Annotated in this window: 17 protein-coding genes; 6 read left to right on the top strand and 11 right to left on the bottom strand. The window is 62.1% G+C overall.

The window, feature by feature from the left end; genetic code table 11:
• Positions 1–43: 43 nt before the first annotated feature.
• The 5 genes from soxG to HFO99_RS14220 are packed head-to-tail and all read right to left on the bottom strand — an operon-like array spanning position 44 to position 5,580.
• A complete protein-coding gene (gene soxG, locus HFO99_RS14240) occupies positions 44–592 on the bottom strand; it encodes a sarcosine oxidase subunit gamma family protein (protein ID WP_222361855.1) in 549 nt (182 codons plus the stop codon).
• Entirely contained in the window at positions 585–3,575 is a 2,991-nt protein-coding gene (locus HFO99_RS14235) for a sarcosine oxidase subunit alpha (RefSeq protein ID WP_222361854.1), read from the bottom strand. The genes soxG and HFO99_RS14235 overlap by 8 nt, the downstream gene beginning before the upstream one ends.
• Positions 3,572–3,913 (bottom strand): sarcosine oxidase subunit delta, encoded by a 342-nt coding sequence (locus HFO99_RS14230; protein ID WP_222361853.1) that lies wholly within the window; start codon positions 3,911–3,913, stop codon positions 3,572–3,574. Before HFO99_RS14230 ends, HFO99_RS14235 begins: the two co-directional genes overlap by 4 nt.
• A gap of 12 nt (positions 3,914–3,925) precedes the next feature.
• Positions 3,926–4,327, bottom strand: coding sequence for a hypothetical protein (locus HFO99_RS14225; protein WP_222361852.1), 402 nt, complete (start codon positions 4,325–4,327; stop codon positions 3,926–3,928).
• Complete coding sequence (locus HFO99_RS14220) at positions 4,327–5,580, bottom strand: sarcosine oxidase subunit beta family protein (protein WP_064249426.1); 1,254 nt, start codon at positions 5,578–5,580, stop codon at positions 4,327–4,329. Before HFO99_RS14220 ends, HFO99_RS14225 begins: the two co-directional genes overlap by 1 nt.
• 254 nt (positions 5,581–5,834) lie before the next feature.
• Here HFO99_RS14220 and HFO99_RS14215 point away from each other — a divergent pair, with 254 nt between their 5' ends.
• Complete coding sequence (locus tag HFO99_RS14215) at positions 5,835–6,824, top strand: FecR domain-containing protein (RefSeq protein WP_222334131.1); 990 nt, start codon at positions 5,835–5,837, stop codon at positions 6,822–6,824.
• A gap of 6 nt (positions 6,825–6,830) precedes the next feature.
• Here the strand turns inward: HFO99_RS14215 and HFO99_RS14210 are convergent, their stop codons facing one another.
• Positions 6,831–9,002, bottom strand: a complete 2,172-nt coding sequence (locus tag HFO99_RS14210) for a CHASE2 domain-containing protein (RefSeq protein ID WP_222361851.1) — start codon at positions 9,000–9,002, stop codon at positions 6,831–6,833.
• Positions 9,003–9,289: 287 nt separating this feature from the next.
• On the opposite strand from HFO99_RS14210, the gene HFO99_RS14205 reads away from it, so the two are divergent.
• The 5 genes from HFO99_RS14205 to HFO99_RS14185 all read left to right on the top strand — a co-directional run bounded on the left by HFO99_RS14205 (position 9,290) and on the right by HFO99_RS14185 (position 14,933).
• A complete protein-coding gene (locus tag HFO99_RS14205; RefSeq protein WP_222361850.1) occupies positions 9,290–10,891 on the top strand; it encodes an adenylate/guanylate cyclase domain-containing protein in 1,602 nt (533 codons plus the stop codon).
• A gap of 177 nt (positions 10,892–11,068) precedes the next feature.
• On the top strand, positions 11,069–11,284 hold the full coding sequence (rpsU, locus tag HFO99_RS14200) for a 30S ribosomal protein S21 (protein ID WP_003542939.1): 216 nt from the start codon (positions 11,069–11,071) through the stop codon (positions 11,282–11,284).
• A gap of 134 nt (positions 11,285–11,418) precedes the next feature.
• Positions 11,419–12,288 carry a tetratricopeptide repeat protein gene (locus HFO99_RS14195; protein WP_222361849.1) on the top strand — a complete coding sequence of 290 codons (870 nt, stop codon included), beginning with the start codon at positions 11,419–11,421 and terminating at the stop codon, positions 12,286–12,288.
• A 448-nt stretch (positions 12,289–12,736) separates the two neighbouring features.
• Positions 12,737–14,389 carry a sensor histidine kinase gene (locus HFO99_RS14190; protein WP_222361848.1) on the top strand — a complete coding sequence of 551 codons (1,653 nt, stop codon included), beginning with the start codon at positions 12,737–12,739 and terminating at the stop codon, positions 14,387–14,389.
• Between the two features lie 61 nt (positions 14,390–14,450).
• Positions 14,451–14,933 carry a DUF992 domain-containing protein gene (locus HFO99_RS14185; RefSeq protein ID WP_222361847.1) on the top strand — a complete coding sequence of 161 codons (483 nt, stop codon included), beginning with the start codon at positions 14,451–14,453 and terminating at the stop codon, positions 14,931–14,933.
• Between the two features lie 83 nt (positions 14,934–15,016).
• Here HFO99_RS14185 and HFO99_RS14180 read toward each other — a convergent pair whose 3' ends face one another.
• The 5 genes from HFO99_RS14180 to HFO99_RS14160 form a co-directional block, all read right to left on the bottom strand.
• Entirely contained in the window at positions 15,017–16,411 is a 1,395-nt protein-coding gene (locus HFO99_RS14180) for an NAD(P)(+) transhydrogenase (Re/Si-specific) subunit beta (RefSeq protein WP_222334126.1), read from the bottom strand.
• Positions 16,412–16,418: 7 nt separating this feature from the next.
• Positions 16,419–16,817: a proton-translocating transhydrogenase family protein gene (locus tag HFO99_RS14175; protein WP_222361846.1), complete on the bottom strand. Its 399-nt coding sequence runs from the start codon at positions 16,815–16,817 to the stop codon at positions 16,419–16,421.
• A complete protein-coding gene (locus HFO99_RS14170) occupies positions 16,817–17,965 on the bottom strand; it encodes a Re/Si-specific NAD(P)(+) transhydrogenase subunit alpha (RefSeq protein WP_222334124.1) in 1,149 nt (382 codons plus the stop codon). The genes HFO99_RS14175 and HFO99_RS14170 overlap by 1 nt, the downstream gene beginning before the upstream one ends.
• A 154-nt stretch (positions 17,966–18,119) precedes the next feature.
• Positions 18,120–18,344 carry an aa3-type cytochrome c oxidase subunit IV gene (locus tag HFO99_RS14165; RefSeq protein ID WP_003552834.1) on the bottom strand — a complete coding sequence of 75 codons (225 nt, stop codon included), beginning with the start codon at positions 18,342–18,344 and terminating at the stop codon, positions 18,120–18,122.
• Positions 18,345–18,569: 225 nt separating this feature from the next.
• Positions 18,570–19,322, bottom strand: coding sequence for an N-acyl amino acid synthase FeeM domain-containing protein (locus HFO99_RS14160; protein WP_064249417.1), 753 nt, complete (start codon positions 19,320–19,322; stop codon positions 18,570–18,572).
• Between the last annotated feature and the right edge of the window lie 46 nt (positions 19,323–19,368).

Here is a 19,368-nt window from a genome sequence, read left to right as displayed (position 1 = left end):
TACCCTTTGAATAAAGGCCTACCCAGCCGGGATTGGCCTGGGCTTAATTCCCCGCGTCTTCGGCGGCCTCGTTCAGCAACCCGAAGACATAGTCCGAAAACGACCGCCAGCACTCGACCCGAAACGTGTCTTCTTCCGTACGGAAAAGCACCATCTCCGCCTTGCCGAAGATGGTGCGCGATGCGGCTCCGACCGGGAAGGAAGCAAGCGACAGATCCTGCGGGCAGCCGGCCGAAAGCGTCGCCTCCGCACCCGGCCCCGAGACGATGATCCCGACATTGCGGTGGGACACGTCGGTCGCCGAATGCAGCGCACCGGCACCGGAAAATGCCGCCATCAGGTCGGCGCCATCCTCGTCGATCACCAGCCATTCGTCCGGCCCGAGCCAGAGCGCCGATCGGGCGCCAGCCCGGCCGGATGTTTTCGGGGCGGCCGGCAGAGACAGGCCGAGAGCAGCGGAAAGTGCTGCAAGCGATTCTGCAGGCGCACGCAGCGCCACCCGGCTGGCAGTGCGTGCGGTCGTCAGCCGCACCGTTGCGGAGCCGCCGAAACGGCCGGCAAGAGCCGGTTTGCGAATTGCGACATCAGCCATGGATGCGGCCCCCTTCCTTGTCAAAGAATACCAGATCCGTCACTTCGACGGCAATCGTCCGGTCCGGCATCGGCACATAGAGTGTCTCCCCCATCCGCGCCCGGCCGCCGGCGACCAGCGCGAAGGCGATCGACCTATCGCAATTGTCCGACCAATAGGCTGATGTGACGTGGCCGAGCATAGTCATCGGCTTCGGCTCGTTCGGGCTCGCGACGATCTGCGCGCCTTCTTCCAGCACCAGCTTCGGGTCCTTGGTGACGAGGCCCACGAGCTGCTTGCGCCCGTCCTTGACAAGATCCGGCCGCTTCAACCCGCGAATACCGACGAAATCCGTCTTTTTCTTCGAAACCGCCCAGGAAAGGCCGGCGTCATCGGGGGTCACGGTCCCATCCGTATCCTGCCCGACGATGATGTAACCCTTCTCGGCGCGAAGAACGTGCATCGTCTCCGTGCCGTAGACGCAGGCGCCGAGCGGCTCGGCATTGGCCCAGACCGCTTCGAGCACCGATTGGCCGTAATCGGCCGGCACATTGATTTCGAATCCGGTTTCACCGGTGAATGAGACACGGAAGAGTCGCGCCGGCACTCCGCAGACCGTGCACTCGGCGACGCTCATATGCGGGAAAGCCTCGTTCGAAAGATCGAGCCCTTCGACCAGCGGCGCGACGATCTCGCGCGCCTTCGGCCCCTGCACGGCGATGACAGCCCATTGTTCGGTTACCGAGGTCAGCCAGACTTTCAGATGCGGGAATTCCGTCTGCAGGTAATCTTCCATGTGGTGGAGAACGCGCGGCGCACCGCCGGTCGTCGTCGTCACATGGAAACGGTCGTCCGCCAGGCGTCCGACAACGCCATCGTCATAAACGAAGCCGTCCTCGCGGGTCATGATGCCGTAGCGGGCCTTGCCGGGCTTCAGCGTATCCCAGGCATTGGTGTAGATGAGGTTGAGGAACTCCGCCGCATCCGGCCCCACTACCTCGATCTTGCCGAGCGTCGAGGCGTCGAAGATACCGGCCGCCTCGCGTGCCGTCCGGCATTCGCGAGAAACCGCCTGGTGCATGGTCTCGCCGGCCTGCGGATAGAACCAGGCACGCTTCCAGTTGCCGACATCCTCGAAGACCGCGCCATGGGCTTCTTCCCAACCGTGCAGCGGCGTCTTGCGTGTCGGATCGAACAGCTCTCCGCGCGAATGGCCGACCAGCGTACCATAGGTGACCGGCGTATAGGGCGCACGGAAAGTGGTGAGCCCGACCTGCGGGATTTCCTTGCCGAGCATTTCGGCGGCAATCGCCAGGCCATGCATGTTGGAGAGCTTGCCCTGGTCCGAGGCCATGCCGTTGGTCGTGAAACGCTTAATATGCTCGATCGAATGCATGCCCTCGCGCACGGCAAGGCGGATATCCTTGGCACAGACGTCGTGCTGGAAATCGATAAAGGCCCTGGCGTTGGTCTTCGGTCCGGCGCCTTCGGCAGCGCCGATCATGCCGCCCGTCCAGTCATAGGCTTGCTCGGCCGAAATTGCGATCTTTTCGCCGCTGCTTTTGCCGGTGGCCTGCGCCATCAGTTCGCCGGCGGCAAGCGATTCCTCGATCGTCCGCTGCAGGTCGTCGGTGCCGTTGCAGGCGCCGACCGAGAGGCAGTCCTGGGCATAGGAGCCGGGCAGAAAACGTTGGCTTTCGGCATCGAAGGCCACTTTGCCGCGCGACTGCGAGAACAGATGGACAGACGGCGTCCAGCCGGCCGAAACCAGCAGCGCATCGACCGCGATCTTGCGCCGCGAACCGCCGTTGCGCGCCACCGTCATCGATGAGATGCGTAGCCGCCCCGACGTATTGACGACCGATTGGCCGGCCAGAACATCGATGCCGAGCGCACGCGCCTCTTCCAGCACCGCCGTTCCCGGCGCCTGCCTGCTGTCGACGATGGCGGCGATCGAAACACCCGATCGTTTCAGATCGAAGGCCGCCTCGTAGGCCGAGTCATGCGCCGTGTAGATGCCGATCTTGGTCCCGACGGCGACGCCGTAATGATTGAGATACATCCGCCCTGCCGCAGCCAGCATGATGCCCGGCCGGTCGTTGTTCGGAAATACCATGTGCCGCTCGATCGCGCCGGTGGCGAGGATCACCCGCTTGGCCCGAACCTGCCAAAGCCGCTCGCGCGGTAGGTCGTGGGAAGGCTTGGCGATATGATCGGTGACGCGCTCGGCAAGACCGACGAAATTGTGGTTGTAGTAACCGAAGGCGGTCGTGCGGACCAGCACTTCGACATTGTCCATCGCCTTCAGCCGCGCCACGGCCGTCTGCGCCCAGCTATTGCCGTCCTGTCCGTCGATGGTCACGCCGGTATCGTAGCGCAACGCCCCGCCGGCTTCCGCCTGCTCGTCGCAAAGGATCACCCGGGCACCGGTCTCGGCCGCGGCCAGCGCTGCCGAAAGCCCGGCCACGCCGGCGCCGACCACCAGCACGTCGCAATGGGCATAGCGGCTGGCATAATGGTCCGGATCCTCCTCCGTCGGCGCGACGCCGAGGCCGGCGGCGCGGCGGATGAGCGGTTCGTAGACGTGTTTCCAGGCGGCGCGCGGCCACATGAAGGTCTTGTAGTAGAAACCGGCGGCGAAGAACGGCGACATCAGATTGTTGACCGCGCCGACATCGAAGGCAAGCGAGGGCCAGCGGTTCTGCGAGCTGACGATCATGCCGTCGAAGACTTCCTGGACGGTGGCGCGCACGTTCGGCTGCTTGCGCGCCGTATCGCGGGAAACGTCGATAAGCGCGTTCGGCTCCTCGGCCCCCGCCGACAGAATACCGCGGGCCCGGTGATATTTGAACGAACGGCCAATGAGATGCACACCATTGGCCATCAGCGCCGAGGCGACGGTATCGCCTTCGAGTGCCGTATAGGTTTTGCCGTCGAAGCTGAAGCGCGCAGTCTTGGCCGGTGTCAGACGCCCCTTGCCGGCGATACGGTTCACGCCGCTCATTGCGCCTCTCCTTCCACGGCTTCATATGTCTCGACAGGCCCATGCTGCGCGGCCGCCGCACCGATCCCAGGCTTCGGCTCACCCGCCTTGTAGGTCACGATGAACTTGTCGGTCACCGTATCGCGCGCCGCATTGAAGAAGCGCCCGCAGCCGTGAATGTGTCGCCAGCGTTCGAAGATCAGCCCCTTCGGATTGTCGCGCAGAAAGAAATAGGCCTCGAATTCCTCGTCCGAGATCGAGGCGATGTCCGTGGGCCGCGCGATATGCGCGTCACCTGCGCCACGGAATTCGAGCTCGGAGCGCTCTTCCTGACAGTATGGGCAATAGATCAGCAGCATGAGTTACCCGTCTTAGAGTTCCGACCCGGAAACATTGGTTCCCGGAGGTTGATTGCAGAGACGCTTTCCCATCGTCACATAGGGAATGAGGCGCTTGAGAAGCTGTTCGAAATTGTCGTAGGGCTCCAGCACATCGGTCATGCCGATATTGGCAAAAGCCATCTTGGTGATATCACTGTCGATCGCGAAAGCACGTCCCGGCGTTCGGCCGACCTCAGGCACGAAATAAACGGCTGGTTTGCGCAGGATCATCGCGCAAAGCAGCGTGCCGCTCCCGGCAACGAAGGGCCACTCGCTTTCGCCGGCAGCCCTGTGGATCTTCTGCAGGCGGAAATCCCCGACGCCGGGAAAGACATCACCGGCCGGCATGGCCGCGCCGTCGATCCCGATTGCGAGGAGAGCCGCCGTCCACATCAGTGCGCCACCGCCGCCGCCGCCGCCTCGTCGATCAGCCGGCCGCTGCGGAAACGATCCAGCGTCAGCCCGGCATTGAATTTGTGCGGCTCGTCGCGGGCAATCAGATGCGCAAACAAATTGGCAGAGCCCGGCGTCGCCTTGAAGCCGCCGGTGCCCCAGCCGCAATTGACGTAGAGCCCGGGAACCGGCGTCTTCGACTGGATCGCCGAACGATCCGGCGTGTTATCGACGATGCCGCCCCATTGCCGCATCATCTTGACGCGCCGGAACATCGGGAAGAGCTCGCAGATGGCGTCGAGCGTGTGCGTAATGATCTGCAGCCCGCCGGTCTGGGAGTAGGAATTGTACTGGTCGGTGCCGGCGCCGATAACGAGCTCTCCCTTGTCGGACTGGGAGATATAGGCATGCACCGTGTTCGACATGACAACGCATGGAAAGATCGGCTTCAGCGGCTCGGAAACCAGCGCCTGTAGCGGGCTCGATTGCAGCGGCACGCGCACGTTGGCCATCTGCATGATTGTTGTCGTGTGGCCGGCCGCCGACACCGCCACCTTCCTGGCGCCGATGAAGCCACGCGAGGTCTCGACCCCGGTCACCCGTCCATCTACGCCGCGCCGGATACCGGTCACTTCGCAATTCTGAATGATATGCACGCCGCGGTCTGAGGCGGCCCGCGCATAACCCCAGGCAACCGCGTCGTGCCGCGCCGTACCACCGCGCCGCTGCAGTGCCGCCCCGTTGATCGGGTAGCGCGCGCTGGCCGAGATATCGAGCGGCGGACAATAGGCCTTCGCCTGTTCCGGCGTCAGCCATTCATTGTCGATACCGTAGAGCCGGTTGGCATGGATATGCCGCTTGAAGGACTGCTGGTCGTGAATGTTGTGCGAGAGCATCATCACGCCACGCGGCGAATACATCACGTTGTAGTTGAGCTCCTGGGAAAGCCCCTCCCAGAGCTTCATCGAATGCTCGTAGATGTGCATGCTCTCTTCGTAGAGATAGTTCGAGCGGATGATGGTGGTGTTGCGCCCGGTATTGCCGCCGCCGAGCCAGCCCTTCTCGATCACCGCAACATTGGTGATGCCGTGCTCCTTGGCGAGATAGTAGGCAGCGCCCAGCCCATGGCCGCCGCCACCGATAATGACGACGTCGTATTCGGCGCGCGGCTCCGGTGACGTCCACTGCTTCTCCCAGCCCCTGTGGCCGCGAAGGGCCTCCCGTGCCACGGCAAAAACCGAATATTTCCGCATCCGCCTTCTTCTCCTTCGGGAAAGGGCTTGTTCTCCGCGCTCATACAAATCGCAAATCCAAATGCGGCACAACGGTTCTTTTGCGACGCGCGAGAGCTTTGGTTTCGACACGCTGAAGAGAATGCCGCTTCAGGCGAATGACGCAAGCGGCAGGCATTTCTGCTTGTCCATCGACCGGTGGCCTAACCCAAGAGGGTTAGAAGACAAGCAATTACTAAAATGTTAACAATCACATGTTGTGGGGTATGTGTATCATGTGGGGTTGGCGCTCAGTATCAGTCGCGACGCTTTGCATCGCGTTAAGCAGCGCATGGCCGGCACCCGCCGCCGAGCCGGTCGGCCAGGCTGTCGTCATCAAGACAGAGGTGACGGGACAGAGTGGTCCTATCGAGGTCGACACCAGCGTTCATCGCAACGAACGCATCAAGACATCGCAATCGGGGCTTGGCCAGTTCCTGTTTCGTGACGGCACAAAGCTCGCCGTCGGCTGGGGTTCGTCGGTCGTTATCGACAAATATGTCTTCGATGACTCCCAATCGGTCAAGAAACTGACTATCAGGGCGGCCAAGGGCACGTTTCGCTGGGTCAGCGGCAGCTCCAACTCCTCGGCCTACCAGATCTTGACGCCGGCCGGCACGATTGGCGTACGCGGCACCGCTTTCGATTTCTACGTCGGCCCTGACGGCACGACCGCCGTCGTGCTGCTGAACGGTGCTGCCCGTTTCTGCGGTCCAGGCGGCTGCCGGCAATTGCAACAGCGCTGCGATTGCGTGGTGGCCAAGCCGAACGGCAATATGTCGGCGGCGCGCCGGGTCGACCCCAGCATCCTCGCGACGCTCGGAAATAAGCGCGCCCTGCCCTTCCTCTCCGGCAATCAGCGGCTTGCGGGCGGCATCGGCATGCTCGGCGGTTGCAATATGGCCTCCGTCGCGCCGGAAAGAAAGGACAGAAACCCGCCCCCGCCTCCGGCTTCGCCCGTGCCGCAGAGGCAGGATCCGCCGCAGAAACAGGCCGAGCCGCAGAAGGAGCGGCCGACCAAGCCTGACACGCCGCATCACGACGAACCGGATAAACCCGACAAGCATGATGGCCGCGGCCGGCATGAACATCACGATCAGCACGATGATCACGACTATCACGATCAACGGCACCATCGAGATCATGACCGCGATCACGATGAAGATCGCGATCGTGATGGGGACAAGAATCACGACAGGGGCCGGAATTTCAATCGCAACCGCTGATGCCGCTCAATCGGCGACGCTCTTCTCGAAATCATCCGCCACCTCGCGGAAGTGATCGCTTCTGCCGGATATCCGCCGGTAGAATTCCGCCAGCCCGCCGATCACCTGCGCCGCCCTGAGCTTTGCCGTGCCGATAAGCTTGCGCGTATTTTTCGAATGTGAATGCAGCGCCCGCGTCAGCTGCTCGTGAACGACCGAAAGCGCGGCGAACTCCGCAGAGGCCGCAACGCGTTCGTCGCCGACGACGGCGAGAATCTGCGTCCGGCTGCTCTTCCCCTTGAGCGGAACGGCGCCGGCCTCGACCAGCGCCATTCCCTGCACCGATCTCGCCGTGCTGTCTGATATCAGAATATCGAAACCGACCTCTTTGCAGCATGATTCCAGCCGCGCCGCAATGTTGACGGCATCGCCGACCGCCGAATAGTTGAAGCGCGTCTTGGCGCCCATATTGCCGACGCAGGCAAGGCCGGTATGGATGCCGATGCCGATCCCGACCTCTTGTCCGGATCCGAAGCCGAAAGCGTCGCCGGCGTTCAGTTCTGCCAGCGTTTCGCGCATGGCAAGCGCTGCGCGAACGGCCTTGGTTTCATGATCCGCCACATCGACGGGTGCATTCCAGAACGCCATGATCGAATCGCCGATGAACTTGTCGAGCGTGCCTTCATTGGCCACTACATGGCGGCTCAGCGCATCGAGCAACGTATTCAGGAACGCGACCACCGCAGTCGGCGCCAGCCGCTCGCTGATCTCGGTGAAGCTCCTGACATCGACGAACATGACCGTCAGCTCGCGATCGTCTCCGCCGAGGCGCAACGCGTCGCGGGAATGCTCGATGCGATGGAGCAGCGACGGGGAAAGATAATGCCCGAAGGCACGCCGCACCTCGCGCCGCTCTCTGTCGATCACCAGAATCCGGAACGAGGTCGAGGCGAAATGGGTGATCGATCCGCTGATGATCGGAGCCAGCGGATCGAGGAGGAGCCCCGCATAAAGAAACGAGAGCCACGACGCCACCAGCGCCATGGCCGTGATCAGCAGGCCGCAGGCCAGCGCGACGGCGGGACTTACGAAGGTCGTCACCCCGACGAGCAGGCATCCGAGCACGGCGATCATCACGATTTCCAGCCCGTCCGCCCAGTCGGGCCGCGAGAGAAAGCGGGCAGAGAGGATCTGCTCGACGGCCTGTGCATGCAGCGAAACGCCGGGAACGTTCTCGCCGAGCGCGGTGACGCGGATGTCCTGCAGGCCGGCCGCCGATGTCCCGACGAAGACGATGCTGCCGTCGATGGCGGCGGCGACATCTGGCGAGGCCCCTTCGGCCGCAAGCACCTGCCGGGCGGATATATAACGCTCCGCCCGGTCGGGGGTGACATAGAGCCAGAGCTCGCCCGCCGCCGTCAGCGGAACGACGAAATCCCCGATCTTTACCGATGTCATGATGCCGGCGCGATCGGGCGCGCCTGATAGCACATAGGTCGATGCCCCTTGTGCGACACGCAGCGCCTCGATCGCGAGGTTCGGATAGAGCTGCTCGCCGTCGGTCAGAAACAGAGGGACCGCCCGTACCACCGGCGAGGGATTGCCGGGATTGAGGCTGATGTGGCCGAGTCCCGCCGCATTGGCCTCCAATTGCGGCCGCAGCGGCGTCGAGGCACCGAGATAGGGCGGGGCCGAAACGGGGCTTTCGCCTGTAAAGGCAAAGCCTGCCTTCACCGGCGGCCGGTAATTGCCTTCATTGGAAAGGCCGAAGCCGAGCACGATGGGTTTTTCGGCAATCGATCGAGCGAATATCTCGTCGTTGTCGGGCAGTTTCTCGGCAAGCGCAGGGTCTATCCCCACGACATCGCGGACAACATTGCGCGGTGACAGCCGGTCCGGCTCGGCGAAAAGAATATCGAAGGCGATGGCCGAGGCGCCCATCTCCGAAAGGCGGTTCACCAGCAAGGCCATCCGGTCGCGCGGCCAAGGCCATTGGCCGAATTCGTGCAACGAGGCCTCGTCGATGTCGATCACGCGGACCGGCATCGGCTCGAAGGTTCTGGGAACCAGCCGCTGATACTCGTCGAAGGTCACGCCGCGGATCAACTTGAAGATCCCGGGATCACTTGCTCGAAGGATCGTCAGCGCAGTCACGATCGCCAGGCCGAGAACGACACCGATATGCTGCGCGCGCGTCATGATCTCACCGGGTGTCCCCTCCCACGGCCGGCTGGGCGACCCGCACCTGCCGGCAGACAAGCTACGCCGCTTTCCTCCGAAACGCCATTCGCAGATGCATCCCGGGCGCTCTCTTTTCAGCCTCCCGCATTTCGTTTTCCGGAGATCGGCAGGCAACCGTCTTCAATACGGCCAACGCCTCCAGATTTCGCCGGGCATTTGCCTGGATGAAAAGGCTTCAACCTTGCCCGGCGCGCGGTGAAATGCTCTTGTAACGATCGAAAGTCGGATGCTCTTTCGAGAGAAGGATGAAGGTCGCCGTGATTTCCGAATCCGCCGCACGCCGAAGCGGCTACTGGCTGATTGTCGTCGTGCTGGCAATGCTCGCCGGGCTGCCGCTTGCCGTCTGGCTTGATATCAGCGATCTCTCGGGCAACACCCTACGGCGCCAGGCCGGCGACATGAGCTCGCTGATATCGAGCATCCGCTCCTATTATTCCACGAATGTCGTGGGGCGCGTTCTCGCCGCCCATGCCAGCGGCGCGACCGAGGGCACGGTGGTCTCCCACAATTATGCGAATATATCAGGCGCCATCCCGCTGCCGGCCACGCTTTCCCTGGAGCTCGGCGACGTCATCAAGGAGCAGCAGGCCAATATCACTTACCGTTTCGTCTCCGACCTGCCGTTCAAGAGCCGCGCATCCCACGAGCTCGACGACTTCGAGAAAAAAGCGCTCGCCGCGTTGCGCGCCAATCCGCAGCAGACCCTGAACGATCTCACCCGCGTCGGATTGACCGATACCTTGCGGCTCATCACCCCCGTCGTCATGGGCCAGGCCTGTGTTACCTGCCATAATACCCACCCTGAAAGCCCGAAGACCGATTGGAAGGTGGGCGACGTTCGCGGCATTCAGGAAGTGATCATCAGGCAACCCTACGCGAGCAACGTCTTCGCCTTCAAATACCTGCTCTGCTATTTTCTTTTCGTCGCCGTCATCGGCATCAGCTTCATTCTGCTCCAGCGGCAGCAGACGCGCGCGATCCATAGCGCCAACCAAGATCTGGAAGCGGCGAACGAATTCCTCGCCAGCGTTTCCATGAAGATTTCGCGTTATCTCTCGCCGCAGATCTACAAGGGCATCTTCTCCGGGCAGAAGGACGTAGTGGTCCATACAGAGCGCAAGCGCCTGACGATCTTCTTCTCCGACATCAAGGACTTCACGGCGACGACCGAGCGGCTGCAACCGGAAGCCTTGACGGAGATGCTCAACGAATATCTGACCGAGATGTCGAACATTGCCCTGGAGCATGGCGGCACGGTGGACAAGTTCATCGGCGACGCGATGCTGGTCTTCTTCGGCGATCCCGAAACCAAGGGCCCGGAAGAGGATGCGAAAGCATGTCTGCGCATGGCCGTCGACATGCAGCGCCGTCTCGGCGAACTCAAGGACAGATGGCGCAGAAACGGCACCGAAGAGCCTTTCGTCGTTCGCATGGGGGTAAACAGCGGCTATTGCAACGTCGGCAATTTCGGCAGCAATGACCGCATGGACTATACGATCATCGGGGCGGAGGCCAATCTCGCAGCCCGGCTGCAATCGATCGCCCAGGGAGGAGAGATCGTCATCAGCTACGAAACCTACGCGCTGGTGGACGAAATCGTCGACGCCCATCCCCTGGCGCCGATCACGATGAAAGGCATACAGCGCGAGATCGTGCCCTATGCGGTGGATGGGTTGACACTCGGTGCGGACCACAAAAGCCGCGTTCTCAGCGAGCACCTCTCGGGCCTTGATCTGCATTTGGACATGAGCCGGGTGGAGCCTGCCGATCGCCTCCGAGTCAGGACAGCTCTCAGGGAGGCGATCGCCGCGCTGGACGAAACCCTGCCCGAAACCGCCGGATCGTGACCGGATATCGGGCAAGCATGATTTTTCCGTCCGCATCCCATATCCATCTGGACTTCCCGTGCCCAATCTGCTATCCCGCATCACCAATCGCAAGGCTGCGGCCGCGCGAACGTTATTGTTTTGCCTCAGGCCGCTGCGCCGCCTCCGGCATCAACCAACCAAAGGAACGTGATTCTCGTGCAGGTACTTGTCCGCGATAACAATGTTGATCAGGCTCTCCGCGCTCTCAAGAAGAAGATGCAGCGCGAAGGCATTTTCCGCGAAATGAAGATGCGCGACTACTACGAGAAGCCGTCGCAGAAGCGTGCTCGCGAAAAGGCCGAGGCTGTTCGCCGTGTTCGCAAGCTGGCCCGTAAGCGCGCTCAGCGCGAGGGTCTGGTTGCAGCGCGCTGAGCATTTCCGTCGTTTTTTCGACGTTTTCAGATGCATTGTGGCGGGGGCGATGGGTTCGCCGCCGCCTTTTTAGTTTGCCGCTGAAGATCGCATATCCGCGCACCGGATATGCCGCATGGGGAAAGCGAGCCCGAATGGCTGTCAACACCTTTAATCCGTCCCGCGCTTTGCGCTTGCAGAAAACGGCATTCCTGCCCGCTTTGGCGCTGGCGGCAATATTCGGCCTTGCCGGCTGCGAGACGACCAATACCTCGGATGCCGTGATCAGCATCGATAAGGCGCAGGGTTCGGAAGAGAACATCGCCTCGCTGACGGCTGTTATCAACGCCAATCCGAGGGATCCCGAAGGTTACAACGTCCGTGGTTCCGCCTATGGCCGCGCCGGCCAGTTCCGCCCTGCGCTGAACGATTTCAACACGGCGCTGCAGATCAATCCGCGTTTCTTTCAGGCTTACGCCAACCGCGCTCTCGTCTATCGCAATATGGGCCAGCAGGCCCAGGCGATTGCGGACTACAATGCCGCCCTGCAGATCAATCCGAGCTACGACGTCGCCTATATCGGCCGTGGCAATGTCTACCGCATGGCCGGCCAGGACGACCAGGCCTTCAACGATTTCGACAAGGCGATCCACCTCGGCACCACCGATGGCCGCGCCTATCACAATCGTGGTCTGATTTATCAGAAGCGCAATCAGCAGGATAAGGCGATCGACGATTTCTCGAAAGCGATCTCGCTCGCGCCGAATTCGCCAGAGCCTTATAATGGCCGCGGCATTTCCTATATCGCGCTGAACGACGATGACAACGCCTTTGCCGATTTCAACCATGCGATCGAGCTCAACGGCAACATCGCCGAATCCTGGGCCAACCAGGCGCTCGTCTACGAACGCCGCGGCGACAAGGCGAAGGCGGCCCGCTCCTATCGCCACGCGGTCGGCCTCGATCCCAAATACCAGCCGGCTCGCGACGGACTTGCCCGCGTCGGCGTGGCCCCAGACGGCTAAAGACATAATGGGGCGGCCGGGAGCATCGGGCGGCCCGCAACCGCCACTTGCCGGTCGCACCACCCATCGGACACCGACAAAGGCCCTGATGATTCAAACGAATCTTCCGACTCTGGATATCATTGGGGTGATATCGTGCCACGCCAAGCGGTGGAAGCGACGTGGCGCAAAGGCGGCCGCACCGCCATTAAGACGAGACGCCGAAAAAGCGTCCGTCGTCATCGATGCCTGTCATAGCATGTTGCAACCTGCTCTTGCTCCCCCTAACATAGACCTGCTTCGATAGCCCGCTATCGGACGTTTGAACACGTGTTGGGGGCGGTTTGCGAGAGATGTGGATCTTTGCTGTCCTGGCCGCAAGCGAAAAACGTTGCGGGCCACGCGCATTACAGCGCTGCGCGTCTTTTCAGACGCGCAAAGGACATTGCAACATTTTGAATTGCGGCAGATGAAGATCGTCGCGCTGTTCTTTCCGAAAGCCTCGATCGGAACCTACCTCGTCGCCATGGCGGTGGCGATCGCAGTGCCGATCTTCGCCTTCGTGGCGCTGCTTCTGCTGCAGCTGGAGGATAACCAGCGTTCGACGCTGAAGCGCGAGACCGCCCAGGATGCGCTTGCACTTTCGCGCATCATCGACCGGCAGCTTCAGGATATGGCAACGACGCTACGGCTGCTTTCGAGTTCGCCGGAGCTTGAAAACGGCAATCTCGCCTCCTTCCACGAGCGCACGGAAACGGCCCTCAGAGACAACACGCTTTTCGTCATTGCCGTCGACCGCACCGGCCAGCAGCTACTGAACACGCGCCGGGCGTTCGGCACGCCGCTCGGCAAGACGGCGAATATGACAGCCCTCGAAGCGGCCATCGCTTCCGGTCGCATCGAGGCATCAGACGTCTTTCGCGGCCGGACCAGCGACGAATGGGTCTACAACGTCACCCTGCCACGGAAGAATGATCCGGTTGCGGCCCTCATCATCACGCAGGACGCCAAGGATCTGGGCAAGCTCGTGACCACCGAAGGCCTTGCGCCCGGCTGGTCGGCCGCCGTCATCGATGAGAGCGGCCACGTCGTTGCAGCCACCGGCCCTGCCAATCTCGAACCGGGCACGCCCTTCGACCCACGCATTCTACCAGCGCTCACCGTGTCCCGCGGCGTCTTCCAAGACGAGAAGATCCTGCCGCACATGCTCCTCGGTTATGCCCAAATTCCCGGTTGGTCGTGGAAGACGGTAATCTGGGGACCGATCGCCCAGGCGTCGATCCTCAGCACCTGGCGTTTCCTCATCATCGGTGGCGTGGCACTGGTGCTCGTCGCCGTGCTGGCCGCCTATGCCGTCGCACGGCAGGTACGCACTACCATCCGTGATATCGCCGACATGGCGAACCGCATGGGTGAAGGCCATATCGTCTCACCGGTCGAGACCAGCGTCATCGAGGCGAACCAGGTGGCGATTGCCCTTTCGAATGCCTCTTTCGATCGTAGCCAGACTGAGGACCGGCTGCGTTTCGTCATGCATGAGCTCGTCCACCGCACCAAGAATCTCCTGACGCTCGCCCAAGCAATGATGCGCCAGCTCGCCAAGCAGTCCGACAGCGTCGAGACCTTCCGCGCCGCCGTCGCCGACCGCCTCGAGGGATTGGTGCGTTCGATCGAGCTGCTGACCAGCGAGCAATGGGGAGGCGTCTCGCTGCGGCGGGTCGTCGACATCCATTTGCACGCGTTCCCGCAATCGCGCGACCAGATCGACATCAGCGGCGAAGACTTCGTGCTGAAACCGGATGCCGTGCAGAATCTTGGTCTCGCCTTGCATGAACTCGCCACCAATTCGGTGAAATACGGTGCGCTCTCCGTACCGCAAGGCCGTGTCCGCTTCGAATGGCGCGACGTCAAGGAGGAAGACAAGCCGGAGGCCATGCTCCGCTTCACCTGGGAAGAGCGCGGCGGCCCGCCGGTCACGGAGCCATCGCGCTCGGGCTTCGGCACGACCGTTATCAAAGCCCATGCCGCCTCCGCCTTTCGCGGCGCGGTTGAGATCGACTTCCGGCCCGAAGGCCTGTTATGGGTGCTGACGGCGCAGCGCGCCACGCTGGAGCGGGACTAAAGTCCCGGAACAATCGCTATCTCCACCCGTTTCGGACAGGTCGTTCCAAAGGAGAAAGACCATGTTCAAGCAAACGATGATCGCCGCCGCGGCACTGACGGCTGCTGCCTGGGTGAGCCCGGCGGGCGCGGAAAACTATGTCACGCTTGGCCGTCTTGTCTGCGGATCGGATGGCGGCCAGGGTCTGATCGTCACCTCGCAGAAGAACCTCATCTGCACCTACACGCCAGCGGCCGGCGGCGCCAAGGCGGTCTACGCCGGCAAAATCGAGAAATTCGGCCTCGATATCGGCCAGACCGGCAAGAGCGTCATGATCTGGCAGGTGCTGGCAAAGACCGGCACGGATATTCCGCAATTCGCCCTTGCCGGCGAATATTACGGGATCGGCGCCGACGCAAGCATCGGTGCAGGCGCCGGCGCCAAGGTCATCGCCGGCGGCACCGACAAGGCCTTCATGCTGCAGCCGTTGAACGTCCAGGCTCAGGAAGGCCTGAACCTAGCGATCGGTGTCGAAAAGATGACACTCGTGCCGGGCGAGACTTGACGAAAGCGGCCGGCCAGCCAAGGCAGACACGGCCTGCCGCATGAACAAAGCAGCCGCCCAAAAGGCGGCCGCTTCTGCGTCGATCAATGTGCGAGCGCCTTGTTGATATCCTCGGTCATCTTCTTCGCGTCACCGAGCAGCATCATCGTGCCATCCTTGTAGAACAGCGTATTGTCGATGCCGGCATAACCCGAACCGAGCGAGCGCTTGACGAAGAGGCAGGTCTTTGCCCGGTCGACGTCGAGGATCGGCATGCCGTAGATCGGCGAAGTCTTGTCGTCGCGAGCCGCCGGATTGGTGACGTCATTGGCGCCGATGACATAGGCGACGTCGGCCTGGGCGAATTCCGAGTTGATGTCCTCGAGCTCGAAAACCTCGTCATACGGAACATTCGCTTCTGCGAGCAACACGTTCATGTGGCCGGGCATCCGGCCTGCGACCGGGTGGATCGCATATTTCACCTCGACGCCGTTCTTCTTCAGATTGTCGGCAAGTTCGCGTAGCGCATGCTGGGCCTGGGCAACCGCCATGCCGTATCCCGGCACGATGATAACCTTCGATGCGTTGGCCATCAGATAAGCCGCATCCTCGGCCGAGCCGAGCTTGACCGTCTTGTCTGATGTGTCGGGTCCGCCGGACGCCGTCTCGCCGCCGAAACCGCCGAGTATGACGGAGACGAAGGAACGGTTCATGCCCTTGCACATGATGTAGGAGAGGATCGCGCCGGAAGAACCGACGAGCGCGCCCGTGATGATCAGCGCCAGATTGCCGAGCGTGAAGCCGATGCCGGCCGCGGCCCAGCCTGAATAGGAGTTCAGCATCGAGACGACAACGGGCATATCGGCGCCGCCGATCGGCACGATCAGCAGAACGCCGAGCGCCAGCGACAAGGCCACGACGGCCCAGAAGTCGAAATGGCTTTCGGTGGCGGCAAGCCCGATGATGAAGAGCACGATCAGCACCAGCAGGCTCGCATTGATCACATGCCGGTAAGGCAGCAGGATCGGCTTGCCGGACATGCGTCCGTCGAGCTTTAGGAAGGCGATGATCGATCCGGTGAAGGTCAGCGCTGCGATCGCCACGCCGAGTGCCATCTCGATGCGTGCCTCGGCGTGAATATGGCCGATCTCGCCAATGCCGAAGGATGCAGGCGTATAGAGCGCGGAAGCCGCGACCAACACGGCGGCAAGGCCGACCAGCGAATGGAAACCGGCGACGAGCTGCGGCATTGAGGTCATCGGGATGGTGCGGGCGACATAGGCGCCGACGCTGCCGCCGATGGCAAGGCCAAGGACGATCAGCACGAAGCCGCCGAAGTCAGGGGTCGCCAGCACCAGCGTCGTCAGGATCGCGATCCCCATGCCGATCATGCCGTAGAGATTGCCCTTGCGGCTGGTGGCTGGATGCGACAGGCCGCGCAGCGCCAGGATGAAGAGCACGCCGGAGACGAGGTAGAGGAAGGCTGCGATATTGGTCATCGGTCCCTCACCGGTCCTTCTTGCGGTACATCGAAAGCATCCGCTGCGTGACGAGGAAACCGCCGAAGATGTTCACCGAGACGAGCACGAGGGCGACAAAACCAAAGCCGGTCGCAACCCCGCTGGTCGAGATGCCGACCGCCAGAAGCGCGCCGACGACGATGACGGAGGAGATCGCATTGGTGACGGCCATCAGCGGTGTGTGCAGCGCTGGCGTCACCGACCACACGACGTAATAGCCGACGAAGATCGACAATACGAAGATGGCGAGCTGGAAGACGAAGGGATCGATCGCCCCGCCGGTCGCAGCGCTTGCCGCTTCCGGCGCCTGGGCCGCCGCCGTGACCACTGCGGTCACCGCCTGGTCGAGCTGCTCCAGCGCCCTGTCCATTGCTTCACTGGCCATCAGATGTCTCCCTTCTTCGCGCCGCCGAAGGCGGGATGAACGACGTCGCCGGCATAGGTCAGCATCGTCGCCTTGACGAGTTCGTCGTCGAGATTGACGACGACCCTCCGGGTTTCCTTGTTGACCATAGTCTCGAGGAAGGTGACGAGGTTCTTGGCGTAGAGCGCCGAGGCGCTGGCCGCAACCCGGCCCGGCATGTTGGCGAAACCGATCACCCTGACGCCTTCGACATCGGCGATCTCGCCAAGGACGACGCCCTCGATATTGCCGCCGCGTTCGACGGCGAGATCGACGGCGACCGCACCTGATTTCATCGAGGCGAGCATGGCTTGCGAAACGAGCCGCGGCGCCGCACGGCCGGGGATCAGCGCGGTGGTGATGACGATATCCTGCTTGGCGATGTGTTCGGCAACCAGAGCCGCCTGTTTCGCCTGATAGTCGGACGACATTTCCTTGGCATAGCCGCCGGTCGTTTCCGCCGCCTTGAACTCCTCGTCTTCGACGGCGATGAACTTGGCGCCGAGCGAGGCGACCTGCTCCTTGGCGGCGGGGCGAACATCGGTGGCCGAGACCGCCGCACCGAGACGCCGCGCGGTCGCAATCGCCTGAAGACCTGCAACGCCGGCGCCCATGACGAAGACCTTGGCGGCCGGCACGGTGCCAGCCGCCGTCATCATCATCGGCATGGCGCGGTCATAGACCGCTGCAGCCTCGATGACGGCTTGGTAACCGGCGAGATTGGCCTGGGACGACAGCACGTCCATGGACTGGGCGCGGGTAATGCGCGGCATCAGTTCCATCGCGAAGGCCGAAAGCCCGGCACTTGCCAGTGCCGCGATCGCTTCGTCATTGCCGTAGGGATCCATGATGGCGATGATCACGGCGCCGCTTTTATAGCCGGAGATTTCCGATCCGCTGGGCCGGCGTACCTTCAACACCGCATCGGCGGAGGCTGCATCCGCAAAACTGCCGATCCTGGCGCCCGCGGCCTCGAACTCCCCGTCTGGAATGCGCGAAGCCGCACCGGCACCGGCTTCGACGACGACGTCGAAGCCGAAATTCTTCATCTTCCTCACGGTCTCGGCGGAGGCGGCGACACGCGTCTCCTCGCCCGTAATTTCCCTTGCAACGAAAACGATATTGCCCAACTGCCCCTCCTCCGGGTCAGCCAGACCGCCGCAGGCTCACCTGCGCGGACCAAGCACCTCATTCACAAAGCTTCGGAAAAGCCCCTTCCCCTCAGAGCGCCGTGCGTCCTTTCGGACGCACAAAGGACGCTCTGACCACCCTGATTCTATGTGATCAGCGGAACAGGAAGATGCCGGCGGCGAGAAGAATGATGAAGACGAAGAGGCCACCGAGAAGGCCGGCGCCGCCGAAGAAACCGGCGGTCATCGCAAGCAGGAGGACGATGAGGAGCATCGAGCCGTATTTCGCGCTGGCGATGAACATGTCGTAGGTCTTTTCATGTTCTTTGTAATCCATTGGCGCACCGGTCTCGACCGGTCCGGTATGATGTTCGGCCATAAATATTGTCTCCCTGAAATGCCTCTGCGCTGCCTAATTTCCCTCTAGGCGAGGGTAATCCCTACCTGCAGGGATTACACAATGACAGGCGAAAGCGCAATGCATGAGAATGCCGCAGGCGCCCGTGGCAACCGTCACCTCAAAGCCCCGGAGCGGGCCCTGAAGGACGGCTGATTTTGCCTGCTTCCGTCGCCACGTCATCTCCCCCTCGGGGGCAAGGGCAGATCACAGCGGCAGATCGGTGCCGAGTTCGCCTGGCGGCACGAAACGCGCCGTCGGAATGATGGTGAGCGGCGGCAGCGTATCGTTGGGATTGCGCGAAAACATCATGCGCTGCTCGCTGGCGCTGGAGATGAAGAAGGGATAGCGCGTCAACAGCTTGCGCCCGACCTCGATCACATTCGTCGCCATCAGCGTCACGTCAACCCCGTAACTTTCAGCCAGTCGGCCGGGCACGATGGTATCGGCATAGAAAACCCGCTTGTAGAAGGCGGCATGCGGGGGCCGGACGGACTGAATAACGCGGTCCGCCCGGAAATGCGCTGCCGCAACGATGGCGGGTCTCAGCGTCAGATAGGGAACCCATGGCATATCGGCGGTGAACTCCGGATCGGCCGCGAACCGCGCCGGGTCGATCAAGGTCAGCCCGGCGTCCAAAAGCTCATCCATCGCCTCGGGAAAGGCTTCTCCCGACCGGCTGATACGATGCTCCGGCGTCACATAGTGAATTCGAATCGTACTGACCAGTTCGCCATAATAGTAGAGACCGAATATATAGGCATGGCTGTCGAAATCGACATCGTCCAATAGGCCTTCTGGGGCAAGCGACAGCGCGTCACGGGCCTTGTAGGCCTTGTAGCGCAGCCGCTCCACTTCCTCCATGTCTTCGCCGCTTTCGACACGGCGATATTCGACGTGATCCAGAATTTCCAGTATTTTCCTGCTGAAATCGCCACGCGTAAAAAGTGTGTCTGACATTCTCTCGATCCGCTCGTTAACGGATCATTAATCATACGCCAGCGGC

Source organism: Rhizobium leguminosarum, assembly GCF_019798305.1.
Lineage (GTDB): Bacteria > Pseudomonadota > Alphaproteobacteria > Rhizobiales > Rhizobiaceae > Rhizobium > Rhizobium leguminosarum_U.
The sequence above is the reverse complement of the archived record's forward strand: the minus strand, read 5'-3'. Positions and strand labels throughout refer to the sequence as shown.

Coding starts and splice junctions, on each gene's coding strand:
- HFO99_RS14235 (WP_222361854.1), bottom strand. CDS start 3,575: ATGAGCGGCGTGAACCGTATCGCCGGCAAGGGGCGTCTGACACCGGCC.
- HFO99_RS14195 (WP_222361849.1), top strand. CDS start 11,419: ATGGCTGTCAACACCTTTAATCCGTCCCGCGCTTTGCGCTTGCAGAAA.
- HFO99_RS14210 (WP_222361851.1), bottom strand. CDS start 9,002: ATGACGCGCGCGCAGCATATCGGTGTCGTTCTCGGCCTGGCGATCGTG.
- HFO99_RS14220 (WP_064249426.1), bottom strand. CDS start 5,580: ATGCGGAAATATTCGGTTTTTGCCGTGGCACGGGAGGCCCTTCGCGGC.
- HFO99_RS14190 (WP_222361848.1), top strand. CDS start 12,737: ATGAAGATCGTCGCGCTGTTCTTTCCGAAAGCCTCGATCGGAACCTAC.
- HFO99_RS14165 (WP_003552834.1), bottom strand. CDS start 18,344: ATGGCCGAACATCATACCGGACCGGTCGAGACCGGTGCGCCAATGGAT.
- soxG (WP_222361855.1), bottom strand. CDS start 592: ATGGCTGATGTCGCAATTCGCAAACCGGCTCTTGCCGGCCGTTTCGGC.
- HFO99_RS14215 (WP_222334131.1), top strand. CDS start 5,835: ATGTGGGGTTGGCGCTCAGTATCAGTCGCGACGCTTTGCATCGCGTTA.
- HFO99_RS14180 (WP_222334126.1), bottom strand. CDS start 16,411: ATGACCAATATCGCAGCCTTCCTCTACCTCGTCTCCGGCGTGCTCTTC.
- HFO99_RS14185 (WP_222361847.1), top strand. CDS start 14,451: ATGTTCAAGCAAACGATGATCGCCGCCGCGGCACTGACGGCTGCTGCC.
- HFO99_RS14160 (WP_064249417.1), bottom strand. CDS start 19,322: ATGTCAGACACACTTTTTACGCGTGGCGATTTCAGCAGGAAAATACTG.
- HFO99_RS14225 (WP_222361852.1), bottom strand. CDS start 4,327: ATGTGGACGGCGGCTCTCCTCGCAATCGGGATCGACGGCGCGGCCATG.
- HFO99_RS14230 (WP_222361853.1), bottom strand. CDS start 3,913: ATGCTGCTGATCTATTGCCCATACTGTCAGGAAGAGCGCTCCGAGCTC.
- HFO99_RS14175 (WP_222361846.1), bottom strand. CDS start 16,817: ATGGCCAGTGAAGCAATGGACAGGGCGCTGGAGCAGCTCGACCAGGCG.
- HFO99_RS14205 (WP_222361850.1), top strand. CDS start 9,290: ATGAAGGTCGCCGTGATTTCCGAATCCGCCGCACGCCGAAGCGGCTAC.